The sequence below is a fragment of the Polaromonas sp. JS666 genome (genome assembly GCF_000013865.1).
GTDB lineage: Bacteria > Pseudomonadota > Gammaproteobacteria > Burkholderiales > Burkholderiaceae_C > Polaromonas.
This window is the reverse complement of the sequence record NC_007948.1, coordinates 2884388-2903003: the sequence shown is the minus strand read 5'-3', so window position 1 is coordinate 2903003 and position 18616 is coordinate 2884388. Positions and strand designations below refer to the sequence as shown.

Below are 18616 nucleotides of genomic sequence, written 5' to 3'. Positions count from 1 at the left end.
CCCCCTACACGAAGGTGCGCACGAAGTCGAGTGAGGAGACGACCCCCTTGATATGCGTGCCCTCCGCCACCACCACATGATGAATATTCATCGCGACCATCAGGCTGGCGACTTCGCTGAGGGTGGCGTCCGGGCGCACGGTGATCGGCTTGTAGGTGCAGAGCTGCCAGGCGCTGACTTTCTGGAAGGGCTTGCCTTCGGCATGCAGGCGCAGCAGGTCCGCGCTGCTGATGACGCCCAGGACCACGCCGTCGGCATTGGCCACCGGCACCCATGACAGGCCCTTGGCCACCATCTGGGCCTCGACGGATTGCGCCGTGTCGTCCAGGCCGACCAGGCACACTTCACGGTGCATCAATGACGATATTTTTTTGCTCATGGCATGCTCCTGGCCGCCGATGACGGCTCATGTCGCGCCGGCGCGGCGCTGCGTGGCGCGCGTCCCAGCCGTGCTTCCACGGCCAGCACGTCGCGCGTGATTTTCATTAGCGTATCCGGGGTGACGCTCATCGAGTCGATGCCGAGTTCTACCAGATATTCTGCGATTTCGGGGTAGTCCGAGGGCGCCTGGCCGCAAATACCCACGTGGCGGTGATTGCGCCGCGCGCCCTCTATGGTCTGGCGAATCAGCATTTTGACGCCCGGGTCACGTTCGTCGAAGTCGAAGGCCACGATGTCGGAGTCGCGGTCCACCCCGAGCGCCAGTTGCGTCAGGTCGTTGGAGCCGATGGAGAAACCGTCGAACAGCCGGGCAAACGCATCGATCTGGATCACGTTGTTGGGGATCTCGCACATGACGTAAATTTCCAGCCCCTTGCCAGCTTCATGACCGCCGCGTGCCAGGCCGTATCCGGCCATGGCCTGCAGCACGCGCTCGCCTTCCTCGACACGGCGGCAAAACGGGATCATCAACCTGACGTTGGACAGGCCCATCTCGTCGCGCACCCGTTTCATGGCCGCGCACTCCAGCGCGAAGCCCTCGGCATAGGCCGGGTGCGCATAACGCGAGGCACCGCGAAAGCCGATCATGGGATTGGCTTCGACCGGCTCGAACCAGCGTCCGCCGAGCAGGCTCGCGTATTCATTGGTCTTGAAGTCGGACATGCGCACAATCACCGGCTTGGGCCAGAAGGCCGCGGCAATGGTGGCCACGCCTTCAGACAACTGCCGGACGAAATAGTCGGCCGGCTTGGCATACGAACGCGTGAGGCGGGCGATTTCCTCGCGTACCGAGGCATCCTCGATTTTTTCAGGGTGTACCAGCGCCATCGGGTGGGCGCGGATGTGTTCGGCGACGATGAACTCCATGCGCGCCAGGCCGACGCCGTCGTTGGGCAGCAGCGCGGTCTGGAACGCGGTGTCGGGGTTGGCGATGTTGACCATCATGTGTGTCTGCGGCCTGGGCAGGCCGGTCACGTCGAGGTGCGTTGTCGTGAAGGGCAACAGCCCGGCGTAGACCCGGCCCTCGCTGCCTTCGGCGCAGGACACCGTGATCTCGTCACCGGTGCGGATCGCGGTGGTGGCCTGGCCGCAGCCGACCACCGCCGGAATACCCATTTCGCGCGCAACGATGGCCGCGTGGCAGGTCCGCCCGCCCCGGTTGGTCACCACGGCGGCGGCTATCTTCATTACCGTGCCCCAGTCGGGCATGGTCGTGTCCGCCACCAGCACCTCGCCGGGCTGGAACTGGTTGAGCTCGCCGACGTCGCTGATGACGCGCGCCCGCCCCGAGGCGATCTTGCTGCCCACGGCGCGGCCGCTGACGCGCAGCGCACCCTTGCCGCCCAGCCGGTATTCGTCGATGGTTCCCAGCGGTTTGCGCGAGGCCACGGTTTCTGGCCGCGCCTGGACGATATAGAGCTTGCCGTCCAGGCCATCCTTGGCCCATTCAATGTCCATGGGTGTCGGGTGGCCGGACTTGCGGCTGTAGTGGTCTTCGATCCTGATCGCGGCGTCGGCAAGTTCCAGCACCTCATCGTCGCTGATGCAATAACGCGCCTGGTCCTCCGGCGGTGTCGGCATGTTGCGCGTGGTCTCGCGGCCGGCAGCCCGGGCATAGACCATGCGAATTTCCTTGCCGCCGAGCTTGCGCCTGAGCACGACCCGGTGGCCCTGCCGCAGGGTGGGCTTGAACACATAAAACTCGTCCGGGTCGACCGTGCCCTGCACCACGTTCTCGCCCAGCCCGTAGGCGCCGGTGACGAAAACCACGTCGCGAAATCCGGTCTCGGTGTCGAGGGTGAAGATCACGCCGCTGGCGGCGCGGTCGGCGCGCACCATCTTCATCACGCCCACCGACTGGAACACCCTGAAATGATCGATGCCATGGTCAACGCGGTAGGCGATGGCCCGGTCCTTGAACAGGCTGGCAAAGCACTGGCGGACCGCATCAAGCAGGCGCGCCTGTCCCGAGATGTTCAGAAAGGTTTCGTGCTGGCCGGCAAAGCTGGCGGTCGGCAGGTCTTCGGCGGTCGCCGAGCTGCGCACGGCCACTGTCAACCCTTCGCCGTACTCGGTCTGCAGTCGGGTGTAGGCTGCGGCGATCCCGGCGACAAGGTCCTCGGGCAACGGCGCGGCCTGGATGATCTCGCGCGCCCGCTGTGCGCGCCGCGCCAGGTCATCGACGTCCTTGACGTCCAGGCCGTCGAGTGCATCGTGCAGGCCTGGCCAGGCCCCCGACTGATCAAGCACGTAGCGATAGGCTTCGGCCGTGACCGCAAAGCCATTGGGCACCCGCACATTCTGCGTCCCCAGTTCGCGGACCATCTCGCCCAGCGACGCGTTCTTGCCGCCCACCAGCGCGACATCGGCGACACCGATTTCCGAAAACCAGCGAATGTAGTTTTTCGTCATGACGGGGGTGGCCGGATGCCAGCCAGTCTCCTGTTGTTGTTGCTGTTGCCTTTACCTTGGCATACGGTAGGCGCAACGGGGCGGCGCTGTATTGCGCCAGATCAAAGACGGGCCCCTGGGTTCGCTACTTTTGATGCTGTTATTTCCAGGGACGCAAGACCAGGCTCAGCAAGACCAGGCTCAGCAAGACCAGGCTCAGGCTGGTTCGACGATCACGTCCTTGCTAAGGCGCTCAACATCGGCCGCCTGGCCCAGGGCCGTTCCCGCAGTGAGCAGGGCCGCCGCGCCGGACGCCATGCCGTAACGAAACGCCTGCTCCAGGTCGTCGCCGCGGTTCAGCGCCCAGACCAGGCCGCCGACAAAGCTGTCACCCGCCCCGATGGTGCTGGCCACCTTGACCGGTACTGCCCGGGCCCGCAGAGTCCGGTCTGCGGTGACGAGCAGGGCGCCGTCCTCGCCGAGCGACAGCGCCACGACCTGCGCGTGCCCCGCCAGGATGATCCGCTTTGCCGCCTCGCGCCATTGCGGTTCGTCAGCCAGCGGCAAGCCGGTCAACTCGCGCAGTTCCTGAAGGCTGGGCTTGATCAGGTACACCCCTTCTGCCAGGGCCGCCGCCAGCGCCGGCCCCCACGTGTCCACCACCACCCGGCTGCCGCGCGAGCGGGTCAGCCGCGTGAGTTGAGCATAAAAGTCGCCAGGTACCCCCGGGGGCAGGCCGCCGCTCGCCACCACATAAGCGGCAGGCACGCCGAGCTTGCTGACAAAGTCCAGGCAGGCCTGCCACTCCGGCGCCGTCAGGGTCGGGCCGGGCAGTACAAAGCGGAAGTCCTTCCCGCTGGATGTTTCGTGGACGGAAAAGCTCTCACGGGTTTCCCCGGCAATGGGGATCCAGTGGCTGCGCACCTGCTCCCGGTCCAGCAGTTGCCGCAGCAGTTGCCCGTTTATGCCCCCAGCCAGAAAGAGCGCAATGCAGTCGCTGCCGAGCCGCTGCACGACGCGAGCCACGTTGATCCCGCCGCCGCCAGGATGCAATTGCGCGGCAGCGCACCGCAGCTTGTGCGTGTCCATGACCTTGTCGGTCGAGGTGGAGACGTCCAGGGCCGGGTTCATGGTGATGGTCAGGATGTCGGTCATGGCCTTCACTTGCTCCCGTGTTTCCCTGCCTCAGACCCGCAGCTGCCGCGCCAGCAGCACGGCGACATGAATCGCCTCGCGCTGCGCACCATCCTTGATCTGGTGGCGGCAACTGGTGCCGTCGGCCACCACAATCGCGTCGGGCTGCTTGCGCACCGCCGGCAACAGGCTGAGTTCGGCCATCTGCATGGACACCTCGTAGTGGCTGGCTTCGTAGCCGAAGCTGCCAGCCATGCCGCAGCAGCTCGATTCGATCAGTTCCGGCTGGGCGCCCGGAATCAGCTTGAGCACGTCGATGATGGGACTCACCGCGCCAAAAGCCTTCTGGTGGCAGTGGCCGTGCAGCAGGATCGGCTGGGTGACTGGCTGAAGCGCGGCCTTCAGGGTTTCCAGCTTGCCGGCGGCCGCCTCGCGTGCCAGGAACTCTTCCAGCAGCAGCGCGTGCTGGCTGATGGTTTGCGCAGTGTCGCGCAGTCCCATCACCAGCGCTTCGTCGCGCAGGGTCAGCAGGCAGGAGGGTTCCAGCCCGACGATGGCGATGCCTTTTTCGGCGAAGGGCAGCAGGGCGTCTGTCAGTTCGCGCGCCTTGGCCTTGGCTTGGGCGATCATGCCGCTGGCGAGGTAGGTCCGGCCGCAGCACAGGCTCTTGCCGTCGGCTATGGTTTTTGTCGCTACATGCACCGTATAGCCCGCGGCCTGCAGCACTTTCAATGCCGAAACCGCGTTCCTGGATTCGAAGTAGCCGTTGAAGGTGTCTACAAACAGCACCACGGGTTTGCTGGCGGCCAGCACCTCTTCGCGTGTGGCGCTGACGGGGGCCGAGTTGAAGAAGGTTTTCGTCTTCCACTGCGGCAGCGTGCGCCGGGCAGACAAGCCCAACAGCCTTTCACTCAGGGCCGCCAGACCCGGAATGCTGTCGCGCAGGTTGAGCAGCGGCGCAAAGCGGCTGGCCCAGTGGGCGTAGTCGGGCAAATAGGCCACCAGCTTGTCCTTGAGCGTGTAGCCGTGCCTGGCCTTGTAGTGGTGCAAAAACTCCACCTTCATTTTGGCCATGTCCACGCCGGTGGGGCAGTCGCGCTTGCAGCCCTTGCAGCCGACGCACAGGTCCAGTGCGTCTTTCACGGCTTCCAGCGCGCCTTCACCCCAACCCTCTCCCGGGGGAAGAGGGAGCGAACTGGATGGGTTCAGCTGGCCACTGAGCGCCAGGCGCAGCGTGTTGGCTCGCCCTCGCGTGAGGTGCTTTTCGTCACGCGTGACGCGGTAACTCGGACACATGGTGCCGGCGTCAAACTTGCGGCAATGGCCATTGTTGTTGCACATCTCCACCGCCTTGGCAAAGCCGTGGGCGGGGTCGCCGCCGGTGCCGGGGGCGCTGGTCTGCTCGGTCACGGGGTCGTTTTGCACGTCCCAGGCGCTCCAGTCCAGCGCGGTCCGGATCGGTATCACCTTGTACCCGGGCGGAAAGCGCATCAGCCGGGTGTCGTCCATTTTGGGCAGTGGATGCCCGGCTGACGCAACGATGCGCCCCGGGCTGAGCAAATTCAGCGGATCGAGGTAGTTCTTGATTTGCGCAAACGCTTCGTTGATTTTGGGGCCGAACTGCCACTGCACCCATTCGCCGCGGCACAGCCCGTCGCCATGTTCGCCGCTGTAGGCGCCCTTGTAATGGCGCACCAGGGCAGAGGCTTCTTCGGCAATGGCGCGCATCTTGGCGCCACCATCCCGGCGCATGTCGAGGATGGGCCGCACATGCAGCGTGCCGACGGACGCATGGGCGTACCAGGTGCCCTTGCTGCCGTGTTTGCGAAACACCTGCGTGAGCGCATCGGTGTATTCGGCCAGATGTTCCAGCGGCACGGCGCAGTCTTCAATAAAACTGACCGGCTTGCCGTCGCCCTTGAGGCTCATCATGATATTGAGGCCGGCCTTGCGCACTTCCCACAGGTTTTTTTGCGGCGCGTCCTCAATCATTTCAACCACCGAGCCGGGCAGGCCCAGGTCGCCCATCAGTTCGACCAATTGCTTGATCTTGGGCGTGAGCTCAGCTTTGGATGCGCCTGAAAACTCGACCAGCAAGATGGCATCGGGCTGGCCGATCAGCGCGGTACGCACCGTGGGCGCAAAGGCCGGGTTTTGCAGCGACAGCTCGATCATCGTGCGGTCGACCAGCTCGACGGCCGTCAGCGTGGCCCCGGATACGCCGCTGTGTCCGTCTGAATTTGCCAGTTTGACAATGTGCTGGGCCGAGTCCATGGCCTGGTAAAAGGTGGGAAAGTTCACCACGCCCAGCACCCTGGTGCGCGGCAGTTCGCTGAGGCGCAACTTGAGTGATTTGGTCAGCGCCAGCGTGCCTTCGCTGCCAATCAGCAAATGTGCCAGGTTGACGGAACCGTCTTGCGTATACGGTTTTTCGTTCTGGTTGTTGAAGATGTCGAGGTTGTAGCCGGCCACGCGGCGCAGCACCTTGGGCCAGTGCGCCTGCAGTTCGGGCCGGAGCTGGTCCGACAGGGCCTTGACGTAGTCGCCGGTCGCGCGCGCCAGGCCGCTGGCGGCGTCATAGCGTCCCAGTTCCAGCAGGCTGCCGTCCGAGCGCCAGGCCGTTGCGCCCAGCACGTTATGCACCATGTTGCCGTAGGCGATGCTGCGGCTGCCGCAGGAGTTGTTGCCGGCCATACCGCCCAGCGTGGCCTGTGCGCTGGTTGACACATCCACCGGGTACCACAGGCCGTATTGTTTCAGCGCGGCATTGAGGTGATCCAGCACAATGCCGGGCTCGACCTCGGCGGTGCGCGCCTGCGGGTCCACATGCAGGATGCTGCGAATATGTTTCGCATAGTCGATCACCAGGCCGGCGCCCACGGTCTGGCCGCACTGGCTGGTACCGCCGCCGCGCGGAACAATCGGCACGGCCAGGTCGCGGCAAATATCCAGCGCGGTTTTTACGTCGTCGGCCGTGCGCGGCACAAACACGCCGACCGGCATCACCTGGTAAATGGACGCGTCCGTCGCGTAGCGGCCCCGGTCTGCCGGCGAGAACAGCACTTCACCGCGGGTTTCACTGGCCAGGCGGGCGGCCAGCCGGCCGGCGACTTCATTGCTGACACGCGCGACATCGTCGTAGGCCCGGGCGGCTGCTTCCTGGGTGATCTTGAGGGGGAGGGGAGCGTTCATGCTTTGGCTGCGGAAGGATGGGTGTTACCGGCAGCGCGCAGCTGCTCGATCACCACATCCTGTTTGTGGATCAGGTGGCTGGCCAGCACGGCGCGCATGGCAGCAGGGTCGCGCGCACTGAGCGCTTCAATCATCAGTTCATGCTCTTTCACGGCGTCTTTCCACTTTTCCCCGTCCTGGTTGGAGCGAAAACGCAGCGCCTGAAGCCGGGCGTTGACCTGGTTGTAGGTCGCCGTGAGCACTGGGTTTTTGGCGGCGGCGTTGATGGCGTTGTGAATGGCCGCATTGAGCCGGTAATAGCCCGGCAGGTCGCGGCGCGTGTAGGCCGCCAGCATCTCGTAATGCATGGCCTTGATCTCGGCCAGTTCGGACTCGGTGATGCGCTGGGCCGCCAGCTCGCCGGATTGGGCCTCCAGCCCCGACATGACCTCGAAGGTATTCAATATATCGGCTTCGGTCAGCTCAACCGCGATCGCTCCCCGGTTGGGCAGCAGCTCGACCAGCCCTTCGGCGGCCAGCATCTTGATCGCCTCCCGAAGCGGCGTGCGCGAAACGTTGAGTACTTCGCTCAGCTCCCGCTCGTTGAGCTTGGCGCCGGGCGGTATGCGGTTTTCCACCAGCATCTCGCGCAGGCGGTGCGCCACCTGCTCATGCAGGGCGGCACGCGGAATGGGAATGACATTTGCGGACATGGTTAAATTCTGTATGCAAAAAAAGTAGCTGTCAAATCCATCGTTTACCCTTGGTTAGGTTGACAAATGAATTTTGTATGCAAAAAATACGGTCTTGCCTATTATCGCCATTTCAGGAACCACCCCGCATGCTGACGCTCGACTTTCACCCCACCGGCCGCCATTTTCTGCAGATTCCCGGCCCGTCACCGGTACCTGACCGCATTTTGCGGGCCATGAGCCTGCCCACGATTGATCACCGGGGGCCCGAGTTTGCGGCGCTGGGCCTCAAGGTGCTGGCCGACATCCGCAAAATCTTCCAGACCCGCCAGCCCGTCATCATCTACCCGGCCTCGGGTACGGGCGCATGGGAGGCGGCGCTAGCCAATACGCTGAGCCCGGGCGACCATGTGCTGATGTACGAAACCGGTCACTTTGCCGCACTGTGGCACAAACTCGCAGCGCGCCTGGGCCTGAAAACCGAAGTGATGAGCTTGTCCGGCCCGGAAGCCTGGCGCCATGGCGTGCGGGCCGACATGATCGAGGAGCGGCTGAAGGCGGACACGCAGCACGCTATCCGCGCAGTCTGTGTGGTGCACAACGAAACCTCCACCGGCGTAACCAGCAACATCGTGGCCGTGCGCAAGGCCATCGATGCCGCCAAACACCCGGCGCTGCTGCTGGTGGACACCATCTCCGGCCTGGCGTCGGCCGACTACCGGCACGACGAGTGGGGTGTGGACGTCAGCATCAGCGGCTCGCAGAAAGGCCTGATGCTGCCGCCCGGCATCAGTTTCAACGCCGTGTCGGCCAAGGCCCTTGAAGCCAGCAAAACCGCCCGACTCCCGAAATCCTTCTGGGCCTGGGACGAGATCATTGAAATGAACAAGACTGGCTACTGGCCGTCGACACCCAACACCAACCTGCTGTATGGGCTCAACGAAGCCTGCGACATGCTGCTGGAACACGGGCTGGATGTGGTGTTTGCGCGGCACCTGCGCTGGGCTGAAGGCGTGCGCGCCGCGGTCAGGGCCTGGGGCCTGCAAATCCAGTGCGCGGACCCGGCCGTGTACTCGCCCGTTCTCACCGGCGTGATGACCCCCGAAGGCATAGACGCCGACGCCGTGCGCAAGATCATTTATGAACGCTTTGACTGCTCGCTGGGCACGGGCCTGGGCAAAGTCAAGGGCAGGATGTTCCGCATTGGCCACCTGGGCGACTGCAACGACCTGACCCTGATGGCGGCGCTGTCGGGCTGCGAAATGGGCCTCAAGCTCGCCGGCGTCAAGCTGGCGGGTTCGGGCGTACAGGCTGCGATGGACCATTTTTCAAGCCACGCGGCCGTGGTGCCGCTGCGCAAGGCCGCCTGACGATATCTTTCCTCGCTTTCCGCTTTCCGCTTTCGACTTTCGACTTTTCACTTTCGACTTTTCACTTTCCCGTTTGCCGAGTTTCGCTACATCACAACTATTCCTGGAGACAAAACCATGCAACGCAGAACCTTCGTAACCGTTAGCGCCGCGAGCGCCGCAACACTCGCTTTCCCCTCGCTGATGGCGCAGACGCTACCCAATGGGCCGATTCGCATCGTCGTGGGTTTCGCACCCGGCGGCGGCACCGACATTCTTGCGCGGGTCATGGCGCAAAAACTCACGGCCATGTGGGGTACCACCGTCCTGGTCGAGAACAAGGCCGGCGCGGCCGGCATGATTGCCGCCGACTATGTGGCCAAGCAACCCAGCGACGGCACCACGCTGTTGATGGCGCACATCAACAGCCACGCCATTGGCCCCGCGCTGACGCCGCACATCACCTACAACGTTGAGCGCGACTTCGCGCCGATTGCCCTGGTGGGCGTCACGCCCAACCTGCTGGTCTGCAACGAAAAGCAGCAGGCCCGGACCGTCAAGGACATGGTCGAGCTGTGCCGGAAGAACCCCGGAAAAATCAGCTTCGGCTCGGCCGGCACGGGCTCTGCCCAGCACCTGGCGCTCGAGATGTTCAAGCTGGCCGCCAAGGTCGAGGCCATTCACGTGCCCTACAAGGGCTCAGGCCCGATGCTGACCGACCTGATTGGCGGGCAGATCGACTACAGCTTTGACACCATGACCGCGGCGACGCCGCACGTGAAAAGTGGCAAGGTCATCGCCGTGGCGCAAACCCGCCAGAAGCGGGCCAAGGGCCATCCCAACGTGCCGACCATGGCGGAGTCCGGTTTTGCCGGTTTTGAAGCGACCACCTGGTACGGCCTGGTCGGCCCGGGCAAATTGCCCAGCCTCATCGCCAAACGCATGAACGAAGACATCAACAAGGTGCTGGCCATGCCGGATGTGGCGGAAAAGTTCGAGCAGTACGGCGCCGAAGACGGCGGCGGATCGACTGAAAAATTTGGCAGCTTCATCCAGGAAGAGGCGAAGAAATGGGCCAAGGTCGTGAAAGACGCCGGCGTCAAGAGCGAGGCGTGAGCGGCATGCCGCTGCAGCTTGCAGCATTGTTTTGAAAACCAGGCAAGGAGCTACTGAGTGATAGATGCGTCAACGAATCAGGCGGCGAAGGATGCGGCGAGCGGTGCAGGGCGGCCGCTGCCGCTGGCCGGCGTCCGGGTGCTCGATGTCAGCCAGGTGATGGCAGGCCCTTATGCCTGCATGCTGCTGGCCGACATGGGGGCCGATGTCGTCAAGATCGAACCCCCCGGGGGGGGCGACCAGACGCGCGGCGCCATGGGATTCAAGATGAAGGGCCCCGACAGCCTGGGCTTCCTGAACATGAACCGCAACAAGCGGAGCATGGTGCTGAACCTCAAGTCCGAAGCCGGGCGGGAGGTGTTGCGAAAAATGGTCAAGGACGCCGACATCCTGATCGAGAACTACCGGCCCGGCGCGATGAAGCGCCTGGGCCTGGGCTATGAAGACTTGAAGGGCGTCAACCCGCGCCTGGTCTACACCAGCATTTCGGGCTTTGGCCAGACCGGGCCCTGGGCCGACCGGCCGGGCTTCGACCTGATGGCGCAGGCCATGTCGGGTGTGATGAGCGTGACCGGCTATCCGGGCGGTCCGCCCGTCAAGGCCGGAGTGCCCGTGGCCGACATCGGCTGTGCGCTGTTTGCCATCTATGCCACGCTGTCCGCCTACATTGGCGTCAAAGCCGGTGGCCAGGGCCAGTACATCGATGCTTCGCTGTTTGATTCGGCCATGGCGTTTTCGATCTGGGATGTCTGCGATTACTGGGGCACCGGACGCCCGCCCGAGCCGCTGGGCACGTCCAACAAGATGACCGCGCCCTACCAGGCCATGGCCAGTTCAGATGGTTACTTCGTCATGGGCGCGAACAACCAGAAGCTGTGGCAACTGCTGTGCCAGGTGATGGATCGTCCGGAGTTGCTGGAAGACGGCCGCTTCAGCACCATCTCGTTGCGCCTGGCGAACCGGGCCGCGCTCGAAGAAGAGCTTGAGCGCAGCTTTCGCCAGCACCCCAAGGCTTACTGGGTGGACACCTTGCTGGCGGCAGGCATCCCGGCCGGCCCCATCCTCAGCTACCCCGAGGCCTTTGAAAGCGAGCATGGCCGCGCCCGTGGCATGCGCATGGAAATCGATCACCCCATTGAAGGCACCGTGCCGAACATCGGCTTTGCGGTCAAGATGTCGGGCACGCCGCAGCAGGTCAGGCGCCATCCGCCGCTGCTGGGTGAACACACGCAGGACGTCCTGGACGAGTTGGGCCTGAGTGATGCCGAATGTGCCGAGCTGCAGGCACAGGGGGCATTTGCAGCATGAGTGACGGAGCAGTACACCTGACGGTCAATGCCGGCGTGGCGTCGGTGGTGTTCGACCGTCCGCAGGCGCGCAATGCCATGACCTGGGCCATGTACAGGCAACTGGGCCGCATTTGCGAAGCGCTGCAAACGGATCGCTCGGTCCGTGTCGTGACCTTCGAGGGCGCTGGCGGTGAGGCCTTTGTGGCCGGCACCGACATCGAGCAGTTCCAGGCTTTCGAGAGTGGTGAAGACGGTGTGGCTTATGAACGCACCATTGACCGCGGCATTGGCCTGATCGAATCACTGCCGATGCCGACCGTGGCGGTGATTAGCGGCTGGACCATCGGTGGTGGCCTGGCGATTGCCACCGCCTGCGATTTCCGCATTGCAACGCCGGCCTCCCGCTTTGGCGTGCCGATCGCCAAAACCCTGGGCAATTGCCTGTCGATGGCCAACCTGGCGCGACTCAGTGCCGTGTGGGGCGCGCAGCGCGTCAAGCGCATGCTGCTGCTCGCCGAACTGCTCAATGCCGACGAAGCCCTGGCCTGCGGCTTTCTCGGCCAGATGTGCGAGCCTGCTGAGCTGGGCGCCGCGGCCGCCCGTCTGTGCGAGCGCCTCGCGTCGCTGGCGCCCGTCACACAGAGCGTGACCAAGGAAGCCCTGCGGCGTTTGCTGGTGCAGGGCTTGCCCGACGGTGACGACCTGATACGCCGGTGCTACGGCAGCAGAGACTTTCATGAAGGCGTAGAGGCGTTTGTCGCCAAAAGAAGCCCGGTGTGGACAGGTGTGGTTTGAAAGCTGCACACGCCATTTCGGCTTGACCTGACCCGCTTCGCCGATTCACGCCGTTCGCCCCGGCCTCGGGCGGGTGTTGGTGCCAAATGCACAAAAAATGGGCGCCGGTTATTCGGTTACGCACCAGGATCCCGGCGGTCCTGTGCTTGCCTCGCAGTTCCTCGCAGTTATTTCCCTATCCGGCCTCATTGCGGCTATGCTGGAGGCGCGGCCTGAACCGCGTGAGTTTCCAGTCAGGAGGTGACTTATGTACAAGCGCATTTTGTTGGCTTACAACGGGTCTCATGCCGGGCAGAAAGCCCTGCTGGATTGCCATGACCTTGTACAGTGGAGCCAGGCCGAACTGTTCCTGATTGCCGTCATGCCTTTGTCGATGGGCCTCGTTGGCCTCGAAGGTGGCATTTACAGCAAGGAGTTCGAGGACAGCGAGAAGAAGAAGTACCAGGCCGTGCTGGACGATGGACTGGCGCGGCTCGCGCAGTCGGGGCACACCGCCCGCGGCGAAGTGCTGGTGGGCGACTCGGTCGACGAAATCACCGGCTACGCAACCAGGATAGACGCCGACCTGATCGTCGTCGGCCACAGGCACCTGGACAGCTGGGCCGCACGCTGGTGGCGCGGCTCCATCTCCGGTGCCCTGATCGAGCACGCGCCCTGTAGCGTGCTGGTGGTGATTACCCCTTGATGGATACCTCCGCCATGTGGCCTGGTGCAGCACCTGACCGAGCGGCCGCGTTGGCACAATACCGCAGCCGTGCCAGCTTTTATGATTTCGAGCTGGCCCTCTTCGAGCCTATTCGCCAGGAAGCCATCTCGCAGCTGGCACTCAGGCATGGTGACACCGTGCTTGATGTGGGTTGCGGAACGGGCCTGAGCCTGGGGCGGCTGCAGCAGGAGGTCGGCCCGAAAGGGCGCGTCATTGGCATCGAGCAGTGCCCCGAAATGCTGGAGCTGGCGCAGCGCCGCGTGAAGCAGCAGGGTTGGAGCAACGTGACGCTACTGTGCACACCCGTCGAGACGGCCGCCATCGAGCGAATGGCCGATGCGGCGCTCTTTCATTTCACCCATGACATCCTGCGCTCGCCCGAGGCCGTCGCCAATGTCGTTGCTCATCTCAAACCCGCGGCGCATGTGGTGGCCGCCGGAATCCAGTGGGCCGGGCCCTGGGCCTGGCCGGTCAACTGGTTCGTGCTGCCGGTTGCGCTGCACTCCACCACCTCACTCGAAGGACTGGGCAGCCCCTGGGACAAGCTGGCCGCGCTGGTTGGCCCTTTCGATGTGCAAACCCGCTGCATGGGCGCGGTCTATATCGCCAGCGGCGTGCGTGGCAAGCCAAAGGCCCTGCGGTAGGCTGCCCGGTGACACCGCTCAGGGCCGTGGCGTCTTGGGCTGAAAATCGCAGAATGTCTCGACCGCGCACTGCCAGCACAGCGGCTTGCGCGCAGTGCACACATAGCGCCCGTGCAGTATGAGCCAGTGGTGCGCATCCACCAGGTACGCCTCGGGCACGCGCTTGAGCAGCCCCTTTTCCACTTCGAGCGGGTTTTTACCCGGCGCCAGCCCGGTGCGGTTGCTCACGCGAAAAATATGCGTGTCCACCGCCATGGTCGCTTCGCCGAATGCCGAGTTGAGCACCACATTGGCCGTTTTGCGGCCCACGCCGGGCAGGGCCTCCAGCGCCTCGCGCGTGCGCGGCACCTGGCCGCCATGCTGCTCGACCAGAATCCTGCAGGTGGCCAGCAGGTTTTTGGCCTTGGTGCGGTACAGCCCAATGGTCTTGATGTAGTTCTCCAGGCCTTCCAGTCCCAGGTCCAGAATGGCCTGGGGCGTGGGGGCTACCGCAAACAGCTTGCGGGTGGCCTTGTTGACCCCCACATCCGTGGCCTGCGCCGAAAGCAGCACCGCGGCCAGCAGTTCGAACACGCTCGTATACTTCAATTCAGTAACGGGCTGTGGGTTGGCTGCTCGCAAGGTGGCAAAAAACGGCTCGATGTGTTCCTTCTTCATGGATCGATTCTCCCATGCCGCTTCAATTTGCCGACCGCCTTAACAACGTCGAAACCTCCGCCATCCGCGAGCTTTTCAAGCTGCTGGGCAAGCCCGGCATCATCAGCTTTGCCGGCGGCTTTCCCGACCCTGCCATGTTTGATGTGGAGGGCCTCAAGGAAGCCAGCGGCAATGTGCTGAACGAAGAAGCCGGCCCGGCCCTGCAATACGGCGCCACCGAAGGCTACCAGCCGCTGCGCGACCAGCTCAGCACCTTCATGGCCACCAAGGGCTCCCTGGTGGCTGCCGACCAGCTGATCGTGACCACCGGCAGCCAGCAGGCGCTGGACCTGATCGGCAAAACCATGATCTCGCCCGGCGACAAGGTGATCGTGGAAGGCCCCACCTTTCTGGCCACCATCCAGTGCTTCAGGCTCTACGGCGCAGAACTCATCAGCGCACCCATCGACGCCCACGGCGTGAAGACAGACGAGCTGGAAAAATTGATCGCCCAGCACAAGCCGAAGTTTGTGTACCTGATTCCCACTTTCGGCAACCCCAGCGGCGCCCTGTTGAGCCTGGAGCGCCGCAAGAAGGTGCTGGAGCTGGCCGTCAAATACAACACGCTGATGGTTGAAGACGACCCCTACGGCGACCTGTATTTTTCCGAGCCACCACCACCGTCTTTATTGGCCTTGAGCGACACCGTGCCCGGCAGCCGCGACCTGCTGGCGCATTGCGGCTCGCTCAGCAAAGTGCTGTCACCCGGCCTGCGCATTGGCTGGCTGATTGCCCAGCCCGAGCTGCTGGCCAAAGCCACCATGTGCAAGCAGTTCAGTGACGCCCACACCAGCACCTTTGCCCAGGCCACGGCGTCCCAATACCTCAAATGCGGCCGCATGCCTTCCACATTGACCCGTGTGCGCCAGGTGTATGCCGAGCGCGCCGCGGCCATGGGCGCTGCACTGAAGCGCGAACTGGGCGACGCGATCGATTTTGTACAGCCGCAAGGCGGCCTGTTCTTCTGGGCCCGCCTCACGGGTGCCGGCGGCAAGACGAAAGATGCCGGCGAGTTTGCGAAGAAGGCGATTGAGCAGGGCGTGGCCTTTGTGCCGGGCGCGCCGTTTTATGCGAGCAATCCGGATGTCTCCACATTGAGGCTCAGCTTTGCCACGGCGGATGTGGCGAAGATTGAGGAAGGCGTGGGGCGCTTGGGCAAGGCGCTTTAGCTGGATGCGCTGGTGATTTTGAATCGGTTTTGAGAGTTGTGGTTCGATCCACCGCATGGGGACTGTATCAGCGCCTATCAAGAGTACAAGATCGGACGGTTGCAAGGGGATGCGTGAACCCACAGGAGAAACTTTGATGACTGGCTACGATTTCAACAGACCATTCGCGGATTCATCAACGTTTCCGTTCTACACCGCTATCGATGGTGAAGTGGCCTCGCGTTACGGGCGGACTGTTCGAGCGATGGAGATGAGTAACGCTGAATACGACACTAGTACAACATCCCGTAAATGTCTTTCATATAAATGGCCATTGAGTTATTCTCTGGTGCATGAGTCAAGGACGACAAGCGCAGGCGGTCAAACTATCCAGACAAGAGCGTAAGTCGCTGGAGTTGTTGACCCGGCGAGGAACGGCGCAGCAGCGACAGGTTGTCCGCGCGAAGATCGCGCTTATGGCCCATCAAGGGGAGACGACCACGGCGATTGCGGACGCGCTGGGCGTGTCGGTGCAGACTGTCTCGCATTGGCGCAGCCGCCTGGCCAAGCGTGGCGTTGAAGGGTTGCAAGAAGCGGCACGCCCGGGTCGGCCCAGGCGCATCGGCCAGACGCAGCGGCTGGAGTTGCTGGCCTTGGCGTGTGAGCCCGCTCAAGCGCAGGGCAGAGCAACGCCGACGCTGGACGAGATGGTTGAGCGCGCTGCCCTGCGCGGTGTGGTCAAGCAGATCAGCCGCAGCCACCTGCAGCGCATCCTGCAGGCCGGCGACATGCGCCCGCATCGTGTTCGGCAGTGGCTGCACAGCCCCGACCCGCAGTTTCGGCAAAAGGTCAATGAGATCTGCGCGTTGTACCGCCAGGCGCCCAAAGGTTCGGTCGTGCTGTCGGTCGATGAGAAAACCGGGATCCAGGCGATCGAGCGCAAGCACGCGGATCGCGCACCGGCGCCGGGCCGCGCGCGTCGGCGCGAATTCGAATACATCCGTCACGGCACGCAGGCCCTCATCGCCGCCATGGACGTGCACTCGGGACGCGTCATCGGCAGTTGCTCCGATCGTCGCACGCAAGCCGACCTGGTGGCCTTCATGGAGCAGGTTGCGCAGGCCTACCCCAAAGGCCGGGTGCACATCGTGTGGGACAACCTCAACACCCACCGGGCGCAGGCCGTATGGGAGGATTTCAATGTCCGACACGATCACCGCTTTGTCTTTCACTTCACACCACTGCACGCCAGCTGGGTCAATCAGATCGAGCTGCTGTTCGGCATCTACGCGCGCCGCGTGCTGCGACACGCCAGTCATTCGTCCATCCAGCACTTGCGCGAGCGCACCGAGGCCTTCATGAACAAGCGCAATCAGGCGCCCAAGCCTTTTAAATGGACATTCGCCGGCTTTGAGCTGCAAACTGGCGAACCCCTGAGATTCAACGACCATGCCCACCTTCGACGCACAACTAAAGGCCGCTGAGCTTCAGCGCCAACTCGCAACGCTCACCGGCCACGACCTGGCCCACGTGAAACCCTATGGCAAGCATCTGCTGATCCAGATGCACCGTGACGACAACGTTGACACCATTGCGCGTCTCACCGAGACGGGGCGCAACGCCTACTCCTCAGCCTTTCGCAGCCATACCGGCCGCTGGGAACCCTTGCCTGGCACCGGAGATCTTGCAACCACCGCTGACCTGGTGGTGACCTTGCTGGCAATCTACTTCGATCCTAATTATTAAAGCTATTTACGGGATGTTGTACTAGGTACAAACGCCTTCTCAATTCAAACAACATGAAGCCGCCACCGAGCCACGGAAGGATCTTCGGCGGCTATCTCGTCATCAGGAAGCTCGGTACACCAGACCAATATGAGACTTGGATACCTGACCACGCGTTCGAAGACGTCTATCGCGCGCAAAGTATCACTTGAACCGTACTTTGCTTTTGGCGGCAAGCTACAGTCAATGTTGACGGTTAGGTGAATAGCTCAACTTCCCAGTTCTCAGAATCGACAACTTCGGGGAACCACTCAGTTCGGAATTGGGCACTCTTATGATGCCCCTTTCTTTTTTTCCAAGTGAGCAAAACCGCTTTTTGCCGTGCATTACGGGCGTGAGAGGATCGCTGCAGCCAATTCTTTCATGGCTCATCCTCCAATTAGAAGGGGGAGGTTTGTAACAAACCCCGTAGTATGTGTCTTTTGTATTTATAGATCCTCGTGTTACCTGAACGGGGGCAACTTGGGCATATCCAATGGCAGAAATCAACGACCAAGGCAGCATTCGAGCGCGATGCCCGGGGTGTAAAGGTGCGCTATCTACCTTCGAGTGGCGCGAGCACGGCAGCCAATTTGGATCAATCACGTTAAAGCACCGCCATCAAAATTGGGGCGATGTGACTCTCGACTATCGTCTGTTTCGATGTGCTGGCTGCGGCCGCGGCGGATTAGGTGCCATTGCGTATCCTGGACCGTATCCGGGCGAGTATCGACGGCTTTACAGCTTTCATCCGGAAGTTCGAGATAGGTTACCTCTGCCCAAATCTGTACCCAACGGAATTGTCAGTGAGTTCCGAGAAGGCGAGCAATGTCTGGATACAGAATCGATCCGGGCGGCAGCCGGAATGTTCCGATCTGTGCTGGATAAGACTCTCCGCGCAAACGGATATAAGGAAAAGAATGGAACCACACTTGAACAACAGATTGATGCCGCAACAAAGGACGGGGTCATAACAGAGGCCCGCAGGCGGCGTGCACATGACGAAATTCGCGTCCTTGGGAATGATGTCTTGCACGATGAATGGCATGCCGTTCCCGTCGAAGATGTGGAAGCTGCTCGACACTACGCGCAAAGAATTCTAGAGGACTTCTACGACGATAGGGATTCAGTGCTGAAGCAACTTCGAGCAGCTGGCCGTGTCCCAGATGAAGACAAACCTGTACCACCGGCGGCAGCAGTTTAATCATCAATCATTGAGCAAATCGACGTCTAGCTCCGTGGATTGCGTCTGCTAATGGGGCACCCCGTGAGCATCGTCA

General features: G+C 62.7%; 16 protein-coding genes. 10 read left to right on the top strand and 6 right to left on the bottom strand.

The annotated features are described in order from the left end of the window. Positions 1 to 4: 4 nt before the first annotated feature. From BPRO_RS13710 to BPRO_RS13690, 5 genes are all read right to left on the bottom strand, one after another. On the bottom strand, positions 5 to 379 hold the full coding sequence (locus BPRO_RS13710; RefSeq protein WP_011483672.1) for a CBS domain-containing protein: 375 nt from the start codon (positions 377 to 379) through the stop codon (positions 5 to 7). Then, positions 376 to 2853: a phosphoenolpyruvate synthase gene (gene ppsA / locus BPRO_RS13705; RefSeq protein ID WP_011483671.1), complete on the bottom strand. Its 2478-nt coding sequence runs from the start codon at positions 2851 to 2853 to the stop codon at positions 376 to 378. The genes BPRO_RS13710 and ppsA overlap by 4 nt, the downstream gene beginning before the upstream one ends. 195 nt (positions 2854 to 3048) lie before the next feature. Beyond that, positions 3049 to 3987, bottom strand: coding sequence for a 1-phosphofructokinase family hexose kinase (locus BPRO_RS13700; RefSeq protein ID WP_011483670.1), 939 nt, complete (start codon positions 3985 to 3987; stop codon positions 3049 to 3051). 30 nt (positions 3988 to 4017) lie between these two features. After that, complete coding sequence (locus BPRO_RS13695) at positions 4018 to 7158, bottom strand: FAD-binding and (Fe-S)-binding domain-containing protein (protein WP_011483669.1); 3141 nt, start codon at positions 7156 to 7158, stop codon at positions 4018 to 4020. Then, positions 7155 to 7850 carry a GntR family transcriptional regulator gene (locus BPRO_RS13690; protein ID WP_011483668.1) on the bottom strand — a complete coding sequence of 232 codons (696 nt, stop codon included), beginning with the start codon at positions 7848 to 7850 and terminating at the stop codon, positions 7155 to 7157. The genes BPRO_RS13695 and BPRO_RS13690 overlap by 4 nt, the downstream gene beginning before the upstream one ends. Before the next feature lie 128 nt (positions 7851 to 7978). On the opposite strand from BPRO_RS13690, the gene BPRO_RS13685 reads away from it, so the two are divergent. The 6 genes from BPRO_RS13685 to BPRO_RS28030 all read left to right on the top strand — a co-directional run bounded on the left by BPRO_RS13685 (position 7979) and on the right by BPRO_RS28030 (position 13728). Next, a complete protein-coding gene (locus BPRO_RS13685) occupies positions 7979 to 9199 on the top strand; it encodes a pyridoxal-phosphate-dependent aminotransferase family protein (protein WP_011483667.1) in 1221 nt (406 codons plus the stop codon). 117 nt (positions 9200 to 9316) lie between these two features. Continuing rightward, positions 9317 to 10294: a Bug family tripartite tricarboxylate transporter substrate binding protein gene (locus tag BPRO_RS13680; protein ID WP_011483666.1), complete on the top strand. Its 978-nt coding sequence runs from the start codon at positions 9317 to 9319 to the stop codon at positions 10292 to 10294. A 159-nt stretch (positions 10295 to 10453) separates the two neighbouring features. Further along, a complete protein-coding gene (locus BPRO_RS13675) occupies positions 10454 to 11602 on the top strand; it encodes a CaiB/BaiF CoA transferase family protein (RefSeq protein ID WP_198141040.1) in 1149 nt (382 codons plus the stop codon). Next, positions 11599 to 12378 (top strand): enoyl-CoA hydratase/isomerase family protein, encoded by a 780-nt coding sequence (locus BPRO_RS13670; RefSeq protein ID WP_011483664.1) that lies wholly within the window; start codon positions 11599 to 11601, stop codon positions 12376 to 12378. The genes BPRO_RS13675 and BPRO_RS13670 overlap by 4 nt, the downstream gene beginning before the upstream one ends. 247 nt (positions 12379 to 12625) lie before the next feature. Next, positions 12626 to 13063, top strand: coding sequence for a universal stress protein (locus BPRO_RS13665; RefSeq protein WP_011483663.1), 438 nt, complete (start codon positions 12626 to 12628; stop codon positions 13061 to 13063). Next, positions 13063 to 13728: a class I SAM-dependent methyltransferase gene (locus BPRO_RS28030; protein ID WP_011483662.1), complete on the top strand. Its 666-nt coding sequence runs from the start codon at positions 13063 to 13065 to the stop codon at positions 13726 to 13728. The genes BPRO_RS13665 and BPRO_RS28030 overlap by 1 nt, the downstream gene beginning before the upstream one ends. A gap of 18 nt (positions 13729 to 13746) precedes the next feature. On the opposite strand, the gene nth is transcribed toward BPRO_RS28030, so the two are convergent. Further along, entirely contained in the window at positions 13747 to 14385 is a 639-nt protein-coding gene (gene nth, locus BPRO_RS13655) for an endonuclease III (protein ID WP_011483661.1), read from the bottom strand. A 14-nt stretch (positions 14386 to 14399) separates the two neighbouring features. On the opposite strand from nth, the gene BPRO_RS13650 reads away from it, so the two are divergent. The 4 genes from BPRO_RS13650 to BPRO_RS28625 all read left to right on the top strand — a co-directional run bounded on the left by BPRO_RS13650 (position 14400) and on the right by BPRO_RS28625 (position 18540). Continuing rightward, entirely contained in the window at positions 14400 to 15593 is a 1194-nt protein-coding gene (locus BPRO_RS13650; RefSeq protein WP_011483660.1) for a PLP-dependent aminotransferase family protein, read from the top strand. Positions 15594 to 15925: 332 nt separating this feature from the next. Continuing rightward, entirely contained in the window at positions 15926 to 17056 is a 1131-nt protein-coding gene (locus tag BPRO_RS13645; RefSeq protein WP_011483659.1) for an IS630 family transposase, read from the top strand. Then, positions 17022 to 17318 (top strand): hypothetical protein, encoded by a 297-nt coding sequence (locus tag BPRO_RS13640; RefSeq protein WP_041388822.1) that lies wholly within the window; start codon positions 17022 to 17024, stop codon positions 17316 to 17318. The genes BPRO_RS13645 and BPRO_RS13640 overlap by 35 nt, the downstream gene beginning before the upstream one ends. A gap of 514 nt (positions 17319 to 17832) precedes the next feature. Next, entirely contained in the window at positions 17833 to 18540 is a 708-nt protein-coding gene (locus BPRO_RS28625; RefSeq protein ID WP_081430518.1) for a DUF4145 domain-containing protein, read from the top strand. Positions 18541 to 18616: the final 76 nt, after the last annotated feature.

Bases quoted from the DNA above. Each gene is read 5' to 3' on its own strand.
- BPRO_RS13710 (WP_011483672.1), bottom strand. From the start codon at position 379: ATGAGCAAAAAAATATCGTCATTGATGCACCGTGAAGTGTGCCTGGTC.
- ppsA (WP_011483671.1), bottom strand. From the start codon at position 2,853: ATGACGAAAAACTACATTCGCTGGTTTTCGGAAATCGGTGTCGCCGAT.
- BPRO_RS13700 (WP_011483670.1), bottom strand. From the start codon at position 3,987: ATGACCGACATCCTGACCATCACCATGAACCCGGCCCTGGACGTCTCC.
- BPRO_RS13695 (WP_011483669.1), bottom strand. From the start codon at position 7,158: ATGAACGCTCCCCTCCCCCTCAAGATCACCCAGGAAGCAGCCGCCCGG.
- BPRO_RS13690 (WP_011483668.1), bottom strand. From the start codon at position 7,850: ATGTCCGCAAATGTCATTCCCATTCCGCGTGCCGCCCTGCATGAGCAG.
- BPRO_RS13685 (WP_011483667.1), top strand. From the start codon at position 7,979: ATGCTGACGCTCGACTTTCACCCCACCGGCCGCCATTTTCTGCAGATT.
- BPRO_RS13680 (WP_011483666.1), top strand. From the start codon at position 9,317: ATGCAACGCAGAACCTTCGTAACCGTTAGCGCCGCGAGCGCCGCAACA.
- BPRO_RS13675 (WP_198141040.1), top strand. From the start codon at position 10,454: ATGGCAGGCCCTTATGCCTGCATGCTGCTGGCCGACATGGGGGCCGAT.
- BPRO_RS13670 (WP_011483664.1), top strand. From the start codon at position 11,599: ATGAGTGACGGAGCAGTACACCTGACGGTCAATGCCGGCGTGGCGTCG.
- BPRO_RS13665 (WP_011483663.1), top strand. From the start codon at position 12,626: ATGTACAAGCGCATTTTGTTGGCTTACAACGGGTCTCATGCCGGGCAG.
- BPRO_RS28030 (WP_011483662.1), top strand. From the start codon at position 13,063: ATGGATACCTCCGCCATGTGGCCTGGTGCAGCACCTGACCGAGCGGCC.
- nth (WP_011483661.1), bottom strand. From the start codon at position 14,385: ATGAAGAAGGAACACATCGAGCCGTTTTTTGCCACCTTGCGAGCAGCC.
- BPRO_RS13650 (WP_011483660.1), top strand. From the start codon at position 14,400: ATGCCGCTTCAATTTGCCGACCGCCTTAACAACGTCGAAACCTCCGCC.
- BPRO_RS13645 (WP_011483659.1), top strand. From the start codon at position 15,926: ATGAGTCAAGGACGACAAGCGCAGGCGGTCAAACTATCCAGACAAGAG.
- BPRO_RS13640 (WP_041388822.1), top strand. From the start codon at position 17,022: ATGCCCACCTTCGACGCACAACTAAAGGCCGCTGAGCTTCAGCGCCAA.
- BPRO_RS28625 (WP_081430518.1), top strand. From the start codon at position 17,833: ATGGCAGAAATCAACGACCAAGGCAGCATTCGAGCGCGATGCCCGGGG.